Source organism: Streptomyces sp. NPDC045956 (assembly GCF_056430705.1).
Window position 1 is genome coordinate 1,271,963 of sequence record NZ_JBWKKZ010000001.1, and the last position, 15,068, is coordinate 1,287,030.

The window sequence follows — 15,068 nt, forward strand, 5'->3', positions numbered from 1 at the left end:
TCGACATCCCTAGACTCCCCGCGACGGGGGTACATCGGGGGACAACTCAGTGGGGCATGGAGTGCCGGAACTCGTACTGGAATCAAATGGACGGACCTGGACGCTCGATCCGTCCCGGTCATACGCGCTCGGGCGCGATCCGCAGGGGGAACTTGTCTTCGACGACGCCAGGGTCTCCTGGCGGCACGCCACGATCAGCTTCGACGGCCGCGGCTGGGTCGTCGAGGATCACGGCAGCACCAACGGCACCTTCGTGCACGGTCAGCGGATCCAGCGGACGGAGCTCGGCGCCGGCTCGGTGCTGAACCTCGGCAACGCGACCGACGGACCGCGCGTCAGCCTGACCGGCGCCCAGGCCGCGGCCGGCACGCCGCACGCCCAGCAGCAGCCGCAGCAGCAGCAGTCGCAGCAGCAGCCGTACGCCGCGCAGGGCGCGGGCGCCGGCTGGGCCCAGCAGGCCCCCGCGCAGCAGCCGCAGCACCAGACGCCGCAGCACCAGGCCCCGCAGCATCAGGCGCAGCACCACCAGCCCGCGCCGCAGGCGCAGCAGCAGGCCGGCTGGCAGCAGCCGCAGCAGGGTGCGCCGCACTTCCCCCAGCAGCAGGGACCCGGTGGCGCGGCGGGGGCGCCGCCGATCCACGGCGACCGCAGCCCGACCACGTTCCACCAGTTCTCGCTCGGCCGCGTGATGCGCATCGGCCGTGCCCTGGAGAACGAGCTGGTCGTCTCCGACCTTCAGGTCTCCCGCAACCACGCGGAGTTCCACTCGACGCCCGACGGGCGCATGGAGATCCGCGACCTGGGCTCGCACAACGGCACGTACGTCAACGGTCAGCCCATCGCCAAGGGCGGCTCCCAGCTGCTCGGCCCGACCGACATCGTGGGCGTCGGCCACTCGACGTTCCGGATCGTCGGGGACCGGCTCGAGGAGTTCGTCGACACCGGTGAGGTCTCCTTCTCCGCCCGCCACCTGACCGTGACGGTCGACGGCGGCAAGCAGATCCTCAAGGACGTCTCGTTCGGGGTGCCCGAGAAGTCGCTGATCGCGGTCATCGGCCCCTCGGGCTCCGGCAAGTCGACCCTGCTCAAGGCGCTCACCGGCTACCGGCCCGCCGACCAGGGCGAGGTCCTGTACGACAACAGGAACCTCTACAAGCAGTTCGCCGAGCTGCGCCAGCGCATCGGTCTGGTCCCGCAGGACGACATCCTGCACAAGGAGCTGACCGTCAAGAAGGCCCTCAAGTACGCGGCGAAGCTCCGCTTCCCGGCCGACACCACGGCCGCCGAGCGCGACGCCCGCATAGACGAGGTGCTGCGCGAGCTGAAGCTGGACATCCACCGGGACAAGAAGGTCACCTCCCTGTCCGGCGGCCAGCGCAAGCGCGTCTCCGTCGCCCTGGAGCTGCTCACCAAGCCGTCCCTTATCTTCCTGGACGAGCCGACCTCCGGCCTCGACCCGGGCATGGACCGCGATGTCATGCAGCTGCTGCGCGGCCTGGCCGACGACGGCCGCACCGTCCTCGTCGTCACCCACTCCGTGGCCGAGCTGGCGATCTGCGACAAGCTGCTGGTCATGGCGCCGGGCGGCTCGGTGGCCTACTTCGGCCCGCCCGAGGAGGCGCTGAACTTCTTCGGTTACGACACCTGGGCCGACGTCTTCTCCGCCTTCGAGAACTACCGCGACTACGACTGGGCGGGCCGCTGGAAGGGCTCGCAGCACTACCAGATGTACGCCGCCGACATCGACGCCGTCGCGCCGCAGGCCGTACAGATGCCGGCCATGCAGGCGATGAAGCCGCCGAAGCCGCAGGGCTGGATGTCGCAGTTCGTCACGCTGGTGCGCCGCTACGTGTCGGTGATCGTCTCCGACAAGGGCTTCCTCGCCCTGATGGTGATCCTGCCGGCCGTGCTGGGCGCGGTGAGCCTGCTCATCGACGCCGACAAGGGCCTGCTGCCCAACCCGGCCAACCCGCAGACGGGCCGGATCATCCCGAACGGCACCGCGACCACGGTGCTCCTGATCCTCGCCGTCGGCGCCTGTTTCGCCGGCGCCGCGAACTCGGTCCGCGAGCTGATCAAGGAACGGGTGATCTACGAGCGGGAGCGCGCGACCGGCCTGTCCCGCTCGGCGTACCTGATGTCCAAGGTGTTCGTGCTCGGCATGATCACCGTGCTCCAGGGCCTGCTGGTCGGCGTCATCGGCTTCGCCACCCGGGAGATCCCCGAGGAGGGACTCGTCCTCGGCGGCCTGACCCTGGTCGAGCTGTCACTGCCGATCATGGCGCTGGGCTTCACCTCGATGATGTTCGGCCTGATCATCTCGGCGCTCGTGAAGACCGCCGAGAAGACCATGCCGCTGCTGGTCATGTTCGCGATCATCCAGGTCGTCTTCACCGGCTGCCTCTTCGCCCTGAACGGCGCGGTCGGCGTCAACCAGTTCTCGTACCTGATGCCCTCGCGCTGGGCGGTGGCCGCGGCCGGCGCCACGCTGGACTTCAACAGGATCAGCCCGCCCGAGCAGGGCGCCGAGACCGACCCCCTGTGGGAGCACACCGTCGGCGCCTGGGCCATGGACATGACCGCGCTGATCGCCCTCGGCGTGATCTGCGGCTTCTTCGTGGCGCGCTTCCTGCGCCGTCACGAGCCCGAGGTCATGCGGAAGTGACCGCGGGGCCGGCCGCCGGCCCCGTGAACGCCCCGAAGGGCGGCACCCCGTCAGGAGGGTGCCGCCCTTCGGCGTACGGTGCGGCGTCGGCGACGTCGTGAAGAGGTCCGCGCCGACCTCAGTACGCGCTGTCGACGTTGTCCATGGTGCCGTACTTGTCCGCGGCGTAGTTGCACGCGGCGACGATGTTGGCGACCGGGTCCCAGATGTTCTTCGGGGTGCCGGCCACGTGGTAGGCCTCGAAGGTCGGCGGGATGACCTGGAGCAGGCCCTTCGACGGGATGCCGTTGATGGCGTTGATGTCCCAGTCGTTGATGGCCCTCGGGTTGCCGGAGGACTCCCGGATGATGTTCCGGTGGATGCCCTCGTAGGAGCCGGGGATGCCGTGCTTCTTCATGATGTCCCGGGCCTCGCGGATCCAGCCGTCCAGGTTGTCCGGGTAGGACTTCTTGACCTCGGTGCGCTGGGTGGACCGGCTGGCGGTCTCCTTCGCCGCACGCTTGGCCGCGGCCTTCTCGGCGGCCGCCTTCTTCGCCGCGGTGGCCTTCGCGGCGGTCGCGGCGGCCTCCTTCTTCGCCTCGATGGCGGCGACCTTCTGGCTGGCACCGGCGAGCTGGCCGGTGACGCCGGCGTGCACGTCCTGGATCTGCTTGGTGCTGTACGCCACCTTGGCCGTCGGAGCGGCCTCGCTCGTGGTCGTCTGTCCGCTGGCGGGGACCGCGGTGAGCGCGACGGCGGCGGCGCCGAGCGTGCCGACACCGGCGATCGCGAGCTTGTGGGTGCGGGTCAGGGGACGACTGTGACCACGGGTGAAGATGTTCTTGGGCATGGCGGGATAGACCTCTTCGGATTAGCGCGGAGGTCGCTCTCGTCCGGCGGGGGACAGGATGCTTCCGGCACGAGCACCGCGGGGCGACAACCCGCGGCGCTGAGCGACGAGAGCAATTCTTAGCGGCCGCAAAATCCTGAGGCAAAGGTGTGACGTACGATCCCGGGTAGTGGATCAGGGAAGGGCAAAACGGGGCAGATTGGACTGTCTGCCCCGCTCAAAACGGACGAGTCCTTCTCCTACTCCCCTTCGTACGTGACGTGCGCCCTATGCGAGGGCTCACATCCACCCCTCGTCGTTCTCACGATGTGTTGCTGGAGCAATCCATTGCGTGAAGCCCTTGGAGGTCTCCTCCTACGGCAGGAGGAGATGGACGTCGCCGAACTCGTGCCAGAGGTAGCGCCCCTCCATCGCGGCCTCGTACCCCCGGCCGATCGCCGCCCGCCCCGCCACCGCCTCCAGCATCAGGAGATGCGAGGCCTCGGGGTCGTGCAGCCCCGTCAGCAGGCCGTCCACCGCCCGCACCCCGCGCTCCGGGGTCACCACCAGATCGGTCCACCCGGCCCGCGCCCGGACGACCCCGTCGGCGTCGGCCGCCGACTCCACCGCCCGTACGGCCGTCGTCCCCACGGCGACGACCCGCCCGCCGCCCGCCCCGGCCGCGTTGATCAGCCGCGCCGACGCCTCCGGCACCGCGAACCGCTCCGGGTAGGGCGGCTCGTGCGCCTCGGCGGATGCCACCCCCGTGTGAAGCGTCACCGGCGCGAACTGCACCCCGCGGCTCACCAGCTCCGCCACCAGCCGCGCCGTGAAGGGCCGCGCCGCGCTCGGCATCTCGGCGCTGCCCGCCCCGTCCTCGGACGGCAGCGCGAAGACCGTCCGGTACACGGACAGCGGCTGGTCCCGCTCCGTGTAGGAGTAGCGGATGGGCCGCCCGTGCTCCCGCAGCACCTCGGGCACCTCGGCCCCGGAGACCCGCGCCCACCACAGCCGCTCCCCGCGCGCGCTCAACGGCTCCTCCAGCACCAGACGCGCACCCCCCGCCAGCCGCACCTCCGCCCCGCGCGGGGAGCCGGCCGGGCGCCCCTCGGGAGACGCACGTCCCCTCCCCGCACGCGCGCGCGTGGTTCCCCTTCCGTCGGGGTCCCGCAGCTCCACCGCCCACCGGCCGTCGTCCCCCCGCGTCGAGAAGTGCACCACCACGGGCGCGCGCCCGAGGTGCCCGTCCACGGCGGCGGCGAGCGTCACGGAGGTGTTGACGACGAGCAGGTCCCCGGCCCGCAGCAGCCCGGGCAGCTCCCGGAAGCCGTGATGCGACACCTCGGTGCCATGCGACACCAGCAGCCGTACGGCGTCCCGGTCCAGCCCCGGCCCCCGCTGCTCCACGGGCACCCGGGCCGACAGTTCCTCCGGCACCCGCAGCGCGAGGGTCATCGCCGTCCCTCCAGCAGCGCCGGAGCCGCGTACCGTCCGCCGGCCGGCCGCTCGTCCAGCAGCCGCAGGAGCGCCGGCACGACCCGCGCCGGATCGGGCCGCGGATCGTCGTCGTCCGGTACGGCCGCCGCGTACAGGTCGGTGGCCATGTCCCCGGGGTCGACCGCCCAGACCCGCAGCCCCGGCTCCTCGGCGCCCAGCACGGCCGCCAACTGGTCCAGGGCCGCCTTCGACGCCCCGTAGCCGCCCCACGTCTCGTACGCCTCCGCCGCGGCGTCCGAGCTGACCGTCAGCACCGCGCCCGCCGGAGCCTCCCGCAGCGACGGCAGCGCCTCCTGGACCAGGCCCAGCGCGGCCACCACGTTCACCTCCAGGGCCCGCCGCAGCCCCTCCAGCGGCAGCGTCTCCAGCCGTACCAGCGGCTCCGCGCCCAGCGCGCTCGCGTTGCTGACCAGCAGGTCCACCCCGCCGAGCCGTCGGGCCGCCGCCACCAGAGCGGCCCGGTGCCCGGCGTCGGTGACATCCCCCGGCAGCGCCGTCACGCGTGCGCCGTACGCCTCCAGCGCGACCGCGGTCCCCCTGAGCACCTCCGGCGTCCTGGCGTCCAGCACCAGGTCCCAGCCCCGGGCCGCCAGGGCCTCGGCGAGCGCCCGGCCCAGCCCCTTCGAAGCACCCGTGATGATCGCGACCGGCATGATCCACGTCCCCTCGTCGTCCACGCCTCCCGGTTGGTCCGGCGTGATCCTCAACCTAGGAACCGGGCCGCACCGGCCGCCTCGGGCACCGGCCGCAACCCTGCGGGGCCCTTCGCCCTAGGACCGGCGGGCGGGACCTCCGGCCTAGGCCCACCGCCCCAGGCGACGGCGGCCACAGGACCGATCCCGGTGTCACCCCCCGCCGGTACCGTGAGGACATGAGTCACGGCCCCCGGTCCGGCCTCGCCGCGGTGAGTTCCGCGCTGCTGGCCATGAGCAGGCACCTCGAGGTGCGCGACGTCCTCAAGACGATCGTCGCCTCGGCCCGCGAGCTGCTCGACGCGCAGTACGCGGCCCTCGGCGTCCCCGACGACCACGGGGGCTTCGCCCAGTTCGTCGTGGACGGCGTCAGCGACGAGCAGTGGAAGGCCATCGGCCCCCTGCCCCGCCAGCACGGCATCCTCGCCTCGATGCTGCGCGAGGCCCGGCCCGAGCGCCTCGGCGACGTCCGCAAGGACCCCCGCTTCGAGGGCTGGCCCGCCGCCCACCCCGACCTGGTCGACTTCCTGGGCCTGCCGATCCGCGACGGCGAGGAGGTCATGGGCGCCCTCTTCCTCGCCAACAAGAACTGCCCCAAGCCCGAGGGCGGCTGCGGCTTCACCGCGGACGACGAGGAACTCCTGGGCATCCTCGCCCAGCACGCCGCCATCGCCCTCACCAACGCCCGCCTGTACGAACGCAGCCGCGAGCTGACCATCGCCGAGGAACGCTCCCGCCTCGCCCACGAGCTGCACGACGCCGTCAGCCAGAAACTGTTCTCCCTGCGCCTCACCGCCCAGGCCGCCGCCACCCTCGTCGACCGCGACCCCGCCCGCGCCAAGGGCGAACTCCAGCAGGTCGCCGCGCTCGCCGCGGAAGCCGCCGAGGAGCTGCGCGCCGCCGTCGTCGAGCTGCGGCCCGCCGCCCTGGACGAGGACGGCCTCGTCGCCACCCTCCGCACCCAGATACAGGTCCTCGACCGCGCCCACACCGCGCGCGTCACCTTCGCCGGCCACGGGGTCAAGGCCCTGCCCGCCGCCCAGGAGGAGGCACTGCTGCGCGTCGCCCAGGAGGCGCTGCACAACGCCCTGCGGCACTCCTCGCCGGAACACGTCGCCGTGACCCTGCACCGGCGGGGCGCCGCGACGGTGCTGCGCGTCACCGACGACGGCAGCGGCTTCGACCCGCGCACGGTCCGCCGCGCCGGACGCCACCTCGGCCTGGTCTCGATGCGGGACCGGGCGAGCGGTGCCGGGGGCACGCTGACCGTGGAATCGGCGCCCGGCAAGGGCACCACGATCGAGATGGAGGTCCCAGGTGGCTGACGCAATCAAGGTGCTGCTCGTCGACGACCACCAGGTGGTCCGCCGGGGCCTGCGCACCTTCCTGGAGGTGCAGGACGACATCGAGGTGGTCGGCGAGGCCGCCGACGGCGCCGAAGGAGTGGACCGCGCCGAGGAGCTGAAGCCCGACGTGATCCTCATGGACGTCAAGATGCCGGGCATGGACGGCGTCGAGGCGCTGCGCAGGCTCCACGAGCTGGACAACCACGCGCGCGTGCTGATCGTCACCAGCTTCACCGAACAGCGCACCGTGGTCCCCGCCCTGCGGGCCGGAGCGGCGGGCTACGTCTACAAGGACGTCGACCCCGACGCCCTGGCGGGCGCCATCCGCTCCGTGCACGCCGGTCACATCCTGCTCCAGCCCGAGGTCGCGGGCGCCCTGCTGTCCCAGGAGGAGAGCGGCTCGGGCCAGGGCCGGGCGGGCTCCCTCACCGAGCGGGAGCGGGAGGTACTGAGCCTGATAGCGGACGGCCGCTCCAACCGGGAGATCGCCCGCGCGCTCGTGCTCTCCGAGAAGACCGTCAAGACCCACGTCTCGAACATCCTCATGAAGCTCGACCTCGCGGATCGCACCCAGGCCGCGCTGTGGGCCGTACGCCACGGCGTGACCGGCTGATCCGTACGCGCGTACGCGAGGGCAACCCGGAGGGTTCCCCTCCGGTCCGAGATTCATACCGTCGTGGGAATGTCCCCCACATGGCGCATCCTCGGTGCGCCCCGGCCGTTCTCCAGTGCGTGCCGCGGCGCCTGCCGCGGTGATCGCGAGGAGGGCTTGTAGTGAAGAACCTGAAGAAGGCAGCGGCCGTGACGATGATGGCCGGCGGGCTGATCGCCGCCGGTGCCGGCATGGCCTCCGCCACCGACGGCGCCGCCGCCCACGGCGAGGCCATCGGCTCCCCGGGCGTCGCCTCCGGCAACGTCGTCCAGGCGCCGATCCACATCCCGGTCAACGCCGTCGGCAACAGCGTCAACGTCATCGGTGTCCTGAACCCGGCCTTCGGCAACCTGGGTCTCAACCACTGACCCGACGCGGCACGCCGCACCAGACCCCCGGCCTCCCGGCCCCACCCGGGAGGCCGGTCGCATTCCCACCCCACCGGCCGCCCCTCACCCCCGACAGCCCCAGACAGCAGCCCCCGCCAGTCATACCGCCGCAGCCGCGGGTACCCTCCCCGCCGCAGCCCCAGACGGCCGCCCCGCCCCGCCGTAGCTGCGGGCAGTCGTGCCGCTGGGGCGGCACGGGTGGGCGCAGCGGCACCCGGCCAACGCCCGGCCGCGAGACCCACCCCCGTCCAGCGCCCCCGCGCCCCCGGCTCACTTCGACCGGGCGCCCCCGCCACCCCCGTCCAGCGCCTCCACGCCCCCCGGCTCACCCCAACCCAGCGCCCCCACCACCCCCGCCCCACCCCCCAGGGGACGTCACCGCACCCCCCGCTCCCGCTCCTCCACAACGGAGTTGTACGCCGCGACCTGCGCCCGCCGAGCCGTCCGCTCCACCGGCCGCAACGCCTCCCACCGCGCCGCCATCTCGGAGGCACTCACCGCGCCCCCGTGGCCGTTCTCACACGCCAGCGACACCAACGCCCCCACCCGCTGCGCCAACTCCAGCACCCGCACCGCCCGCGGCGGATACCCCGGCGCCAGCACCTCCCGCCCCCGCTCGGCCCGCGCCCGGTACGCCGCCACGGCCGCCTCGGCCACCGGTCCCGACCCGGCCACGTCCAACCGCGTCAGCACCTCCGTCGCGTCCCGCAGCGCCTCCGCCAGTTCCCGCTCCGCCTCCCCGAGCGACGGCACGTCGGCAGGCGGCGCCTCCCGCACCGGCAGACAGTGCCAGACGACCTCGACATGCACATCTCCCGCGGGCCCGGCCTCGTACACCTCCGGCACCAGCCCGAGCGCGGCTCCATGGCAGATCACCGCCTCCTCCGCCTCCAGCGCCCGCGCGTTGAAGTCCGGCGGCCCGCTCAGCCCCAGCGGATGCCCCGGCGCGGGCAGCGCGATCCGCAGCCCGGTCGCCCCGAGCGACCGCAACCGCCCGAGCGCCAGCGTGAGACCCACCGGCGCCGATTCACCCGGCAGATCCTCCACCCGGTGCACCGCGTCGTCGCCGACGATCGCGACCGCGGCGTCGTCCGGCGAGACCATGTGGGCAATAAGGGCATTTCCCCAGGCGGCTAGGCGCCCTGCGCGTGGTTCCGAGAGCATCCCCCCACCCTAAGGACCGGACCGATGGAACGGTGCGGCCGACCGGTGGCGTAGATTTCCTGGAGGGGCCTGCGCCCACCGGCGCGGCGGCCCGAGCCCACAGGCGTACGCGACAGCCGGAACCGGCCACACTGCAAGGGGAGACAACGCGCTCATGAGCGATGTTCTGGAGCTTCAGGACGTATCCGTGGTCCGCGAGGGCCGGGCTCTGGTGGACCAGGTCTCCTGGTCGGTCAAGGAGGGCGAGCGCTGGGTCATCCTGGGCCCGAACGGCGCCGGCAAGACCACCCTCCTCAACGTCGCGTCCAGCTACCTGTACCCCAGCAGCGGCACCGCCTCCATCCTCGGCGAGACCCTCGGCAGGCCCGGCACCGACGTCTTCGAACTGCGCCCCCGCATCGGCATGGCCGGCATCGCCATGGCCGACAAGCTGCCCAAGCGCCAGACCGTCCTCCAGACCGTGCTCACCGCCGCCTACGGCATGACCGCCGGCTGGCAGGAGGAGTACGAGGACATCGACGAGCAGCGCGCCCGCGCCTTCCTCGACCGCCTCGGCATGACCGAGTACCTCGACCGCAGGTTCGGCACCCTCTCCGAGGGCGAGCGCAAGCGCACCCTGATCGCCCGCGCCCTGATGACCGACCCCGAGCTGCTGCTCCTGGACGAGCCGGCCGCCGGTCTCGACCTCGGCGGCCGTGAGGACCTCGTCCGCCGCCTCGGCCGTCTCGCCCGCGACCCGATCGCCCCCTCGATGATCATGGTCACCCACCACGTCGAGGAGATCGCCCCCGGCTTCACCCACGTCCTGATGATCCGTCAGGGCAAGGTGATGGCCGCCGGTCCGCTGGAGCTCGAACTCACCTCGCGCAACCTCTCCCTCTGCTTCGGGCTCCCGCTCGTCGTCGAGCAGGTCGGCGACCGCTGGACCGCGCAGGGCCTCCCCCTGTCCTGAGCCGCCCCCCGTGCGCCCTGTCCCCGGCGCCTGCCGCGGACCTAACATGACCGTGTGAACGACATCGACGCATGGGTGTGGTGGCTCGTCGCCGCGGCAGCGCTCGGAATCCCGCTCGTGGTGACCGCGATGCCGGAGTTCGGGATGCTCGCCGTGGGCGCGGTCGCCGCCGCCATCGCCTCCGGGTTCGGCGCCGGCCTCGTCGTCCAGGTCCTGGTCTTCGTCGTCGTCTCGGTCGCCCTCATCGCCGTCGTACGGCCCATCGCCGCCCGGCACCGCTCCCAACGGCCCCAACTCGTCACCGGGGTCGACGCCCTGAAGGGCAGACAGGCCGTCGTCCTGGAACGGGTCGACGGCTCCGGCGGCCGGATCAAGCTCGCCGGCGAGGTCTGGTCGGCCCGCGCGCTCGACACCGGCCGTGCCTACGAGACGGGTGAGGAAGTGGACGTCGTGGACATCGAAGGGGCAACGGCGATCATCATGTGACCTCGCCGGACACAACTGGACCGAACACCCTCCGAGGCACGCGACGGTCTGTCAGACTCGACCAGCAAGATCCTCAACACCCGTAAGATCAGCCGTAGTCAGGGCCCGAAGTCGGGGTCAACAGGATCTGCCACAGCGCCGCGGCGGAGAAGGGGACGGGCAACCACGATGGAACCGGTCATCATCGTCTTGATCATCCTGGTGGTGTTGGTCTTCATCGCCCTGATCAAGACCATCCAGGTCATCCCACAGGCAAGCGCCGCCATCGTCGAGCGCTTCGGCCGGTACACGCGGACGCTGAACGCGGGCCTCAACATCGTGGTCCCGTTCATCGACACCATCCGCAACCGCATCGACCTGCGCGAACAGGTCGTCCCCTTCCCGCCGCAGCCGGTCATCACCCAGGACAACCTGGTCGTCAACATCGACACCGTCATCTACTACCAGGTGACCGACGCCCGCGCCGCGACCTACGAGGTGGCCAGCTACATCCAGGCCATCGAGCAGCTCACCGTCACCACGCTGCGCAACATCATCGGCGGCATGGACCTGGAGCGGACCCTGACCTCCCGCGAGGAGATCAACGCGGCCCTGCGCGGCGTACTCGACGAGGCGACCGGCAAGTGGGGCATCCGCGTCAACCGCGTCGAACTCAAGGCCATCGAACCGCCCACCTCCATCCAGGACTCGATGGAGAAGCAGATGCGCGCCGACCGTGACAAGCGCGCCGCGATCCTGCAGGCCGAGGGCGTCCGGCAGTCCGAGATCCTGCGCGCCGAGGGCGAGAAGCAGTCCCAGATCCTGCGCGCCGAAGGTGAGGCCAAGGCCGCCGCCCTGCGCGCCGAGGGCGAGGCACAGGCCGTGCGTACGGTCTTCGAGGCCATCCACGCCGGCGACCCGGACCAGAAGCTGCTCTCCTACCAGTACCTCCAGATGCTCCCGAAGATCGCCGAGGGCGACGCCAACAAGCTCTGGATCGTCCCCAGCGAGATCGGCGACGCCCTCAAGGGCCTGTCGGGTGCCATGGGCAACTTCGGCGGCATGGGTGGCGGCGGAGGCAACGGCGCTCCCAGCGTCCCCGCCCAGGAGCGCCGAGAGAAGCCGACGATCGACTGAGGCCGGACGCCGCGCCCCGAAAGGGGCGCGGGGAACTGCGCGACCGGCCCCGGACGGCCCGCACCGGCAACACAACCCGAGCCCCCACGGCGGGGGCCGTCACGCCGCGTCCAGCACCAACCAGTCCGGCAGCGCCTCGAAGTCGTCCCGGGCCAGCGCCAGCAGCATCGCGTCGGCCGGCGTCGGCTCGAACGGCTCCCTCAGCAACGGCATCCCCGCCTGCTCGGGCGTCCGGTTCGCCTTGCGGTGATTGTCCTCCGCGCACGAGGCGACGGTGTTCAGCCACGAGTCCTGCCCGCCGTGCGACCGCGGCACCACGTGGTCGACGGTCGTCGCCCGTCGGCCGCAGTACGCGCACCGGTGCCGGTCCCGGACCAGGACGCCCCGCCGGGACCACGGCGCACGTCTTCGGAAGGGCACCCGTACGTACTGGCAGAGCCTGATCACCCGCGGCGCCGGTATGTCGAGCGCGGCTCCGCGCATCCGCAGCGAGGGGTGGGCCTGCTCGACGACGGCCTTGTCCTGGAGCACCAGAACGACGGCTCGGTTCAACGTCACCGTCGACAACGGCTCGAAGCTCGCGTTCAGCACCAGCGTGTCCCGCATACCAGCCCACCTCCCGTGTGCACCGGCCCACCCCCTGGCGGGCTGGGATCAACTCTGGCCGGGCACGCCGCCTGGGACAACGCAATATCCGCCGCTCCGGTGGGGAACGTTTCCCCCACCGCCCCCCGGCAACAAAAATGCCCGCCCCTGATCCATTCCAAGACCAGGGGCGGGCAAACGTTCCATGAACGCCCGGGACACTCAGTCCTCGGCGGGCACCTCGTACTCACCGATGAGCTGGGCGCGCGCGATCGTGTGGAACCGCAGGTTGAAGCCGACGAACGCGGGAGTGGCCTCCGCGTCCGGACCGAGCTTCTCCTGGTCCACGGCGTACACCGTGAACACGTAACGGTGCGGCCCGTCACCGGCCGGCGGCGCGGCGCCGCCGAAGTCCTTGCTGCCGTAGTCGTTGCGCGCCTGTACGGCGCCTGCGGGCAGCCCTTCGAACGTGCCGCTGCCCGCGCCCACCGGCAGCTCGGTCACCGAGGCCGGGATGTCGAACACCACCCAGTGCCAGAACCCGCTCCCCGTCGGGGCGTCCGGGTCGTAGCAGGTCACGGCGAAGCTCTTGGTCTCGGCCGGGAAGCCCTCCCACCGCAGCTGCGGCGAGGTGTTGCCGGCCGCGTGGACCTGAGCGTCCTTGAGCGTCGCTCCCTCCTGGACGTCCTCACTCGTGACGGTGAAGGACGGCACGGGCGGGTGGAAGTCATGGGGGAGCGGACGCCGCTCGAGCTCGGTCACCTCGGTACCTCCTGATCGTTCGGTGCAGTGGTGTCCGAGCCTAGAACCCTCAGAACCAGTTCCGCTTGCTGCCGACCTCGGACAGCCACTGGTTGAGGTACGCCGTCCAGTCGGTGCCCTGCCAGTCGTTCAGCCCCACCTTGAAGGAGCGGAACGTGTCGCTGCCCTCGCTGAACAGCCCCGGCTTCTTGTCCATCTCCAGTACGACGTCCATCGCCTGCGCGTCCGCGACGAAGCTCAGCTCGACCTGGTGGAGCCCGCGGTACTGCTGCGGCGGGAAGAACTCGATCTCCTGGTAGAACGGCAGCTGCTGCCGGGTACCCCGGATGTGGCCGCGCTCCATGTCCGCGTTCTTGAAGCGGAAGCCCAGCCCGATGAACGCGTCCAGGATCGCCTTCTGCGCCGGCAGCGGGTGCACGTTGATCGCGTCCAGGTCGCCGGAGTCCACCGCGCGGGCGATCTCCAGCTCCGTGGTGACCCCGATGTTCATCCCGCGCAGAGCCTGCCCGTCGATCATCGTGATCGGCGTCTCCCACGGGATCTCGAGCCCGAACTGCACCGCGTGCACCGCGTTCGCCTTCAGCTCGAAGGCGCCGCCGAGCCGGCTCTTCGTGAACTCGATGTCCTGCTTGTACTCCTGGTCGCCGCTCTCCACCTCGACCTTGGCCTGGAGCCCGACCGACAGGCCCTCGATCTGCTGGTCGACCGAGCCGCCCTGGATCCGCACCTCGCCCTGGACGACACCGCCCGGAACGACGTTGACCTCGTTGAGCACGGTCTCGACCGAAGCCCCGCCGGCCCCCAGGCTCGCGAGCAGCTTCTTGAACGCCATGTCTCTCCCTCTCCAGGCTGTGCGTGTGAACCCTTGACCCCTACCAACGCGATTCGCCCGTGGCCGGTTCCGCACCACTCACCTGCGTTACGCTCGGAGGGCATGATCGCGAGCCCCGACCGTACGCCCCTGCCCAGGGACTTCTTCGATCGGCCCGTCCTCGACGTGGCCCCCGACCTCCTGGGCCGCATCCTCGTCCGCGACACCCCGGACGGCCCGATCGCCCTCCGCCTCACGGAGGTCGAGGCCTACGACGGTCAGAACGACCCCGGCTCCCACGCCTACCGCGGTCGCACACCCCGCAACGACGTGATGTTCGGCCCCCCTGGACACGTGTACGTCTACTTCACCTACGGCATGTGGTTCTGCATGAACCTCGTGTGCGGGCCTGAGGGCAGGTCGAGTGCGGTCCTGCTCCGCGCCGGCGAGATCATCGAGGGCGCCGAGCTGGCCCGTACCCGCCGCCTCTCGGCCCGCAATGACAAGGAACTGGCCAAAGGCCCCGCCCGACTGGCCACCGCGCTGGACGTGGGCCGCGAGCTGAACGGCACGGACGCCTGCACGCCCGAGGACACCCCCCTGCGCGTCCTGACCGGCAGCCCCGTACCCCGCGACCAGGTACGCAACGGCCCGCGCACCGGAGTGTCCGGCGAGGGCGGCGTCCATCCCTGGCGGTTCTGGGTCGCCGACGACCCGACGGTGAGCCCGTACCGGGCACACGTCCCCCGGCGCCGCCGAAGTTGACTCCCCTTGGACCGCCGCGTAATGTGTCCCGAGCCGCTTGACCCGGGTACGGCAATCGCCTGCAGCCGGAAGCGGCCACCCACTACCTACGACTTCCCCTCAGCGGGGACGATTTCGGCGTGCTTGCATGCCCGAATTCGATTCGCAGGACTCGATTATGAGACCGCGGAGAAATCGGCTAACGTAGTGAATGTCGAAAGGCCGACAGGCGAAAGCCAATAAGCCCCGGCAAATCCCGCCGACAGGGAATCGGATCGGAAAGATCTGATAGAGTCGGAAACGCAAGACCGAAGGGAAAGCCCGGAGGAAAGCCTGAGAGAGTCTCTCGGGTGAGTACAAAGGAAGCGTCCGTTCCTTGAGAACTCAACAGCGTGCCAA

At 71.3% G+C, this 15,068-nt stretch carries 15 protein-coding genes; 8 read left to right on the forward strand and 7 right to left on the reverse strand.

The annotated features are described in order from the left end of the window. The first annotated feature begins 61 nt into the window (after window positions 1-61). Complete coding sequence (locus tag AC07FV_RS05665) at window positions 62-2,665, forward strand: ABC transporter ATP-binding protein/permease (RefSeq protein WP_479084841.1); 2,604 nt, start codon at window positions 62-64, stop codon at window positions 2,663-2,665. A 118-nt stretch (window positions 2,666-2,783) separates the two neighbouring features. Here AC07FV_RS05665 and AC07FV_RS05670 read toward each other — a convergent pair whose 3' ends face one another. The 3 genes from AC07FV_RS05670 to AC07FV_RS05680 form a co-directional block, all read right to left on the reverse strand. Beyond that, window positions 2,784-3,494: a transglycosylase SLT domain-containing protein gene (locus AC07FV_RS05670; RefSeq protein WP_479084843.1), complete on the reverse strand. Its 711-nt coding sequence runs from the start codon at window positions 3,492-3,494 to the stop codon at window positions 2,784-2,786. Between the two features lie 354 nt (window positions 3,495-3,848). Next, a complete protein-coding gene (locus tag AC07FV_RS05675; RefSeq protein ID WP_479084844.1) occupies window positions 3,849-4,928 on the reverse strand; it encodes an S-adenosylmethionine:tRNA ribosyltransferase-isomerase in 1,080 nt (359 codons plus the stop codon). Further along, complete coding sequence (locus AC07FV_RS05680; protein WP_479084902.1) at window positions 4,925-5,623, reverse strand: SDR family NAD(P)-dependent oxidoreductase; 699 nt, start codon at window positions 5,621-5,623, stop codon at window positions 4,925-4,927. The genes AC07FV_RS05675 and AC07FV_RS05680 overlap by 4 nt, the downstream gene beginning before the upstream one ends. 218 nt (window positions 5,624-5,841) lie before the next feature. Here AC07FV_RS05680 and AC07FV_RS05685 point away from each other — a divergent pair, with 218 nt between their 5' ends. From AC07FV_RS05685 to chpE, 3 genes are all read left to right on the forward strand, one after another. Further along, complete coding sequence (locus AC07FV_RS05685) at window positions 5,842-6,987, forward strand: GAF domain-containing sensor histidine kinase (protein ID WP_356607615.1); 1,146 nt, start codon at window positions 5,842-5,844, stop codon at window positions 6,985-6,987. After that, window positions 6,980-7,621 carry a response regulator gene (locus AC07FV_RS05690; RefSeq protein ID WP_479084845.1) on the forward strand — a complete coding sequence of 214 codons (642 nt, stop codon included), beginning with the start codon at window positions 6,980-6,982 and terminating at the stop codon, window positions 7,619-7,621. The genes AC07FV_RS05685 and AC07FV_RS05690 overlap by 8 nt, the downstream gene beginning before the upstream one ends. A 161-nt stretch (window positions 7,622-7,782) precedes the next feature. Further along, window positions 7,783-8,028, forward strand: a complete 246-nt coding sequence (gene chpE, locus AC07FV_RS05695; RefSeq protein WP_383647373.1) for a chaplin ChpE — start codon at window positions 7,783-7,785, stop codon at window positions 8,026-8,028. Between the two features lie 396 nt (window positions 8,029-8,424). Here the strand turns inward: chpE and AC07FV_RS05700 are convergent, their stop codons facing one another. After that, window positions 8,425-9,213 (reverse strand): hypothetical protein, encoded by a 789-nt coding sequence (locus tag AC07FV_RS05700; protein ID WP_479084846.1) that lies wholly within the window; start codon window positions 9,211-9,213, stop codon window positions 8,425-8,427. A 154-nt stretch (window positions 9,214-9,367) separates the two neighbouring features. On the opposite strand from AC07FV_RS05700, the gene AC07FV_RS05705 reads away from it, so the two are divergent. From AC07FV_RS05705 to AC07FV_RS05715, 3 genes are all read left to right on the forward strand, one after another. Next, window positions 9,368-10,165 carry an ABC transporter ATP-binding protein gene (locus AC07FV_RS05705; protein WP_479084848.1) on the forward strand — a complete coding sequence of 266 codons (798 nt, stop codon included), beginning with the start codon at window positions 9,368-9,370 and terminating at the stop codon, window positions 10,163-10,165. Window positions 10,166-10,219: 54 nt separating this feature from the next. Continuing rightward, window positions 10,220-10,651 carry an NfeD family protein gene (locus AC07FV_RS05710; protein ID WP_383647366.1) on the forward strand — a complete coding sequence of 144 codons (432 nt, stop codon included), beginning with the start codon at window positions 10,220-10,222 and terminating at the stop codon, window positions 10,649-10,651. A 168-nt stretch (window positions 10,652-10,819) separates the two neighbouring features. Then, entirely contained in the window at window positions 10,820-11,767 is a 948-nt protein-coding gene (locus AC07FV_RS05715) for an SPFH domain-containing protein (RefSeq protein ID WP_479084850.1), read from the forward strand. Window positions 11,768-11,866: 99 nt separating this feature from the next. Here the strand turns inward: AC07FV_RS05715 and AC07FV_RS05720 are convergent, their stop codons facing one another. The 3 genes from AC07FV_RS05720 to AC07FV_RS05730 all read right to left on the reverse strand — a co-directional run bounded on the left by AC07FV_RS05720 (window position 11,867) and on the right by AC07FV_RS05730 (window position 13,946). Further along, window positions 11,867-12,373 carry an HNH endonuclease gene (locus AC07FV_RS05720; protein ID WP_356607601.1) on the reverse strand — a complete coding sequence of 169 codons (507 nt, stop codon included), beginning with the start codon at window positions 12,371-12,373 and terminating at the stop codon, window positions 11,867-11,869. Between the two features lie 201 nt (window positions 12,374-12,574). After that, window positions 12,575-13,114: a YbhB/YbcL family Raf kinase inhibitor-like protein gene (locus AC07FV_RS05725; RefSeq protein ID WP_479084851.1), complete on the reverse strand. Its 540-nt coding sequence runs from the start codon at window positions 13,112-13,114 to the stop codon at window positions 12,575-12,577. A gap of 49 nt (window positions 13,115-13,163) precedes the next feature. Then, on the reverse strand, window positions 13,164-13,946 hold the full coding sequence (locus AC07FV_RS05730; protein ID WP_479084853.1) for a sporulation protein: 783 nt from the start codon (window positions 13,944-13,946) through the stop codon (window positions 13,164-13,166). 102 nt (window positions 13,947-14,048) lie between these two features. Here AC07FV_RS05730 and AC07FV_RS05735 point away from each other — a divergent pair, with 102 nt between their 5' ends. Then, window positions 14,049-14,690: a DNA-3-methyladenine glycosylase gene (locus tag AC07FV_RS05735; RefSeq protein WP_356607595.1), complete on the forward strand. Its 642-nt coding sequence runs from the start codon at window positions 14,049-14,051 to the stop codon at window positions 14,688-14,690. The last annotated feature ends 378 nt before the right edge of the window (window positions 14,691-15,068 follow it).

Coding starts and splice junctions, on each gene's coding strand:
- AC07FV_RS05705 (WP_479084848.1), top strand. CDS start 9,368: ATGAGCGATGTTCTGGAGCTTCAGGACGTATCCGTGGTCCGCGAGGGC.
- AC07FV_RS05685 (WP_356607615.1), top strand. CDS start 5,842: ATGAGTCACGGCCCCCGGTCCGGCCTCGCCGCGGTGAGTTCCGCGCTG.
- AC07FV_RS05680 (WP_479084902.1), bottom strand. CDS start 5,623: ATGCCGGTCGCGATCATCACGGGTGCTTCGAAGGGGCTGGGCCGGGCG.
- AC07FV_RS05670 (WP_479084843.1), bottom strand. CDS start 3,494: ATGCCCAAGAACATCTTCACCCGTGGTCACAGTCGTCCCCTGACCCGC.
- AC07FV_RS05735 (WP_356607595.1), top strand. CDS start 14,049: ATGATCGCGAGCCCCGACCGTACGCCCCTGCCCAGGGACTTCTTCGAT.
- AC07FV_RS05715 (WP_479084850.1), top strand. CDS start 10,820: ATGGAACCGGTCATCATCGTCTTGATCATCCTGGTGGTGTTGGTCTTC.
- AC07FV_RS05720 (WP_356607601.1), bottom strand. CDS start 12,373: ATGCGGGACACGCTGGTGCTGAACGCGAGCTTCGAGCCGTTGTCGACG.
- AC07FV_RS05700 (WP_479084846.1), bottom strand. CDS start 9,213: ATGCTCTCGGAACCACGCGCAGGGCGCCTAGCCGCCTGGGGAAATGCC.
- AC07FV_RS05675 (WP_479084844.1), bottom strand. CDS start 4,928: ATGACCCTCGCGCTGCGGGTGCCGGAGGAACTGTCGGCCCGGGTGCCC.
- AC07FV_RS05730 (WP_479084853.1), bottom strand. CDS start 13,946: ATGGCGTTCAAGAAGCTGCTCGCGAGCCTGGGGGCCGGCGGGGCTTCG.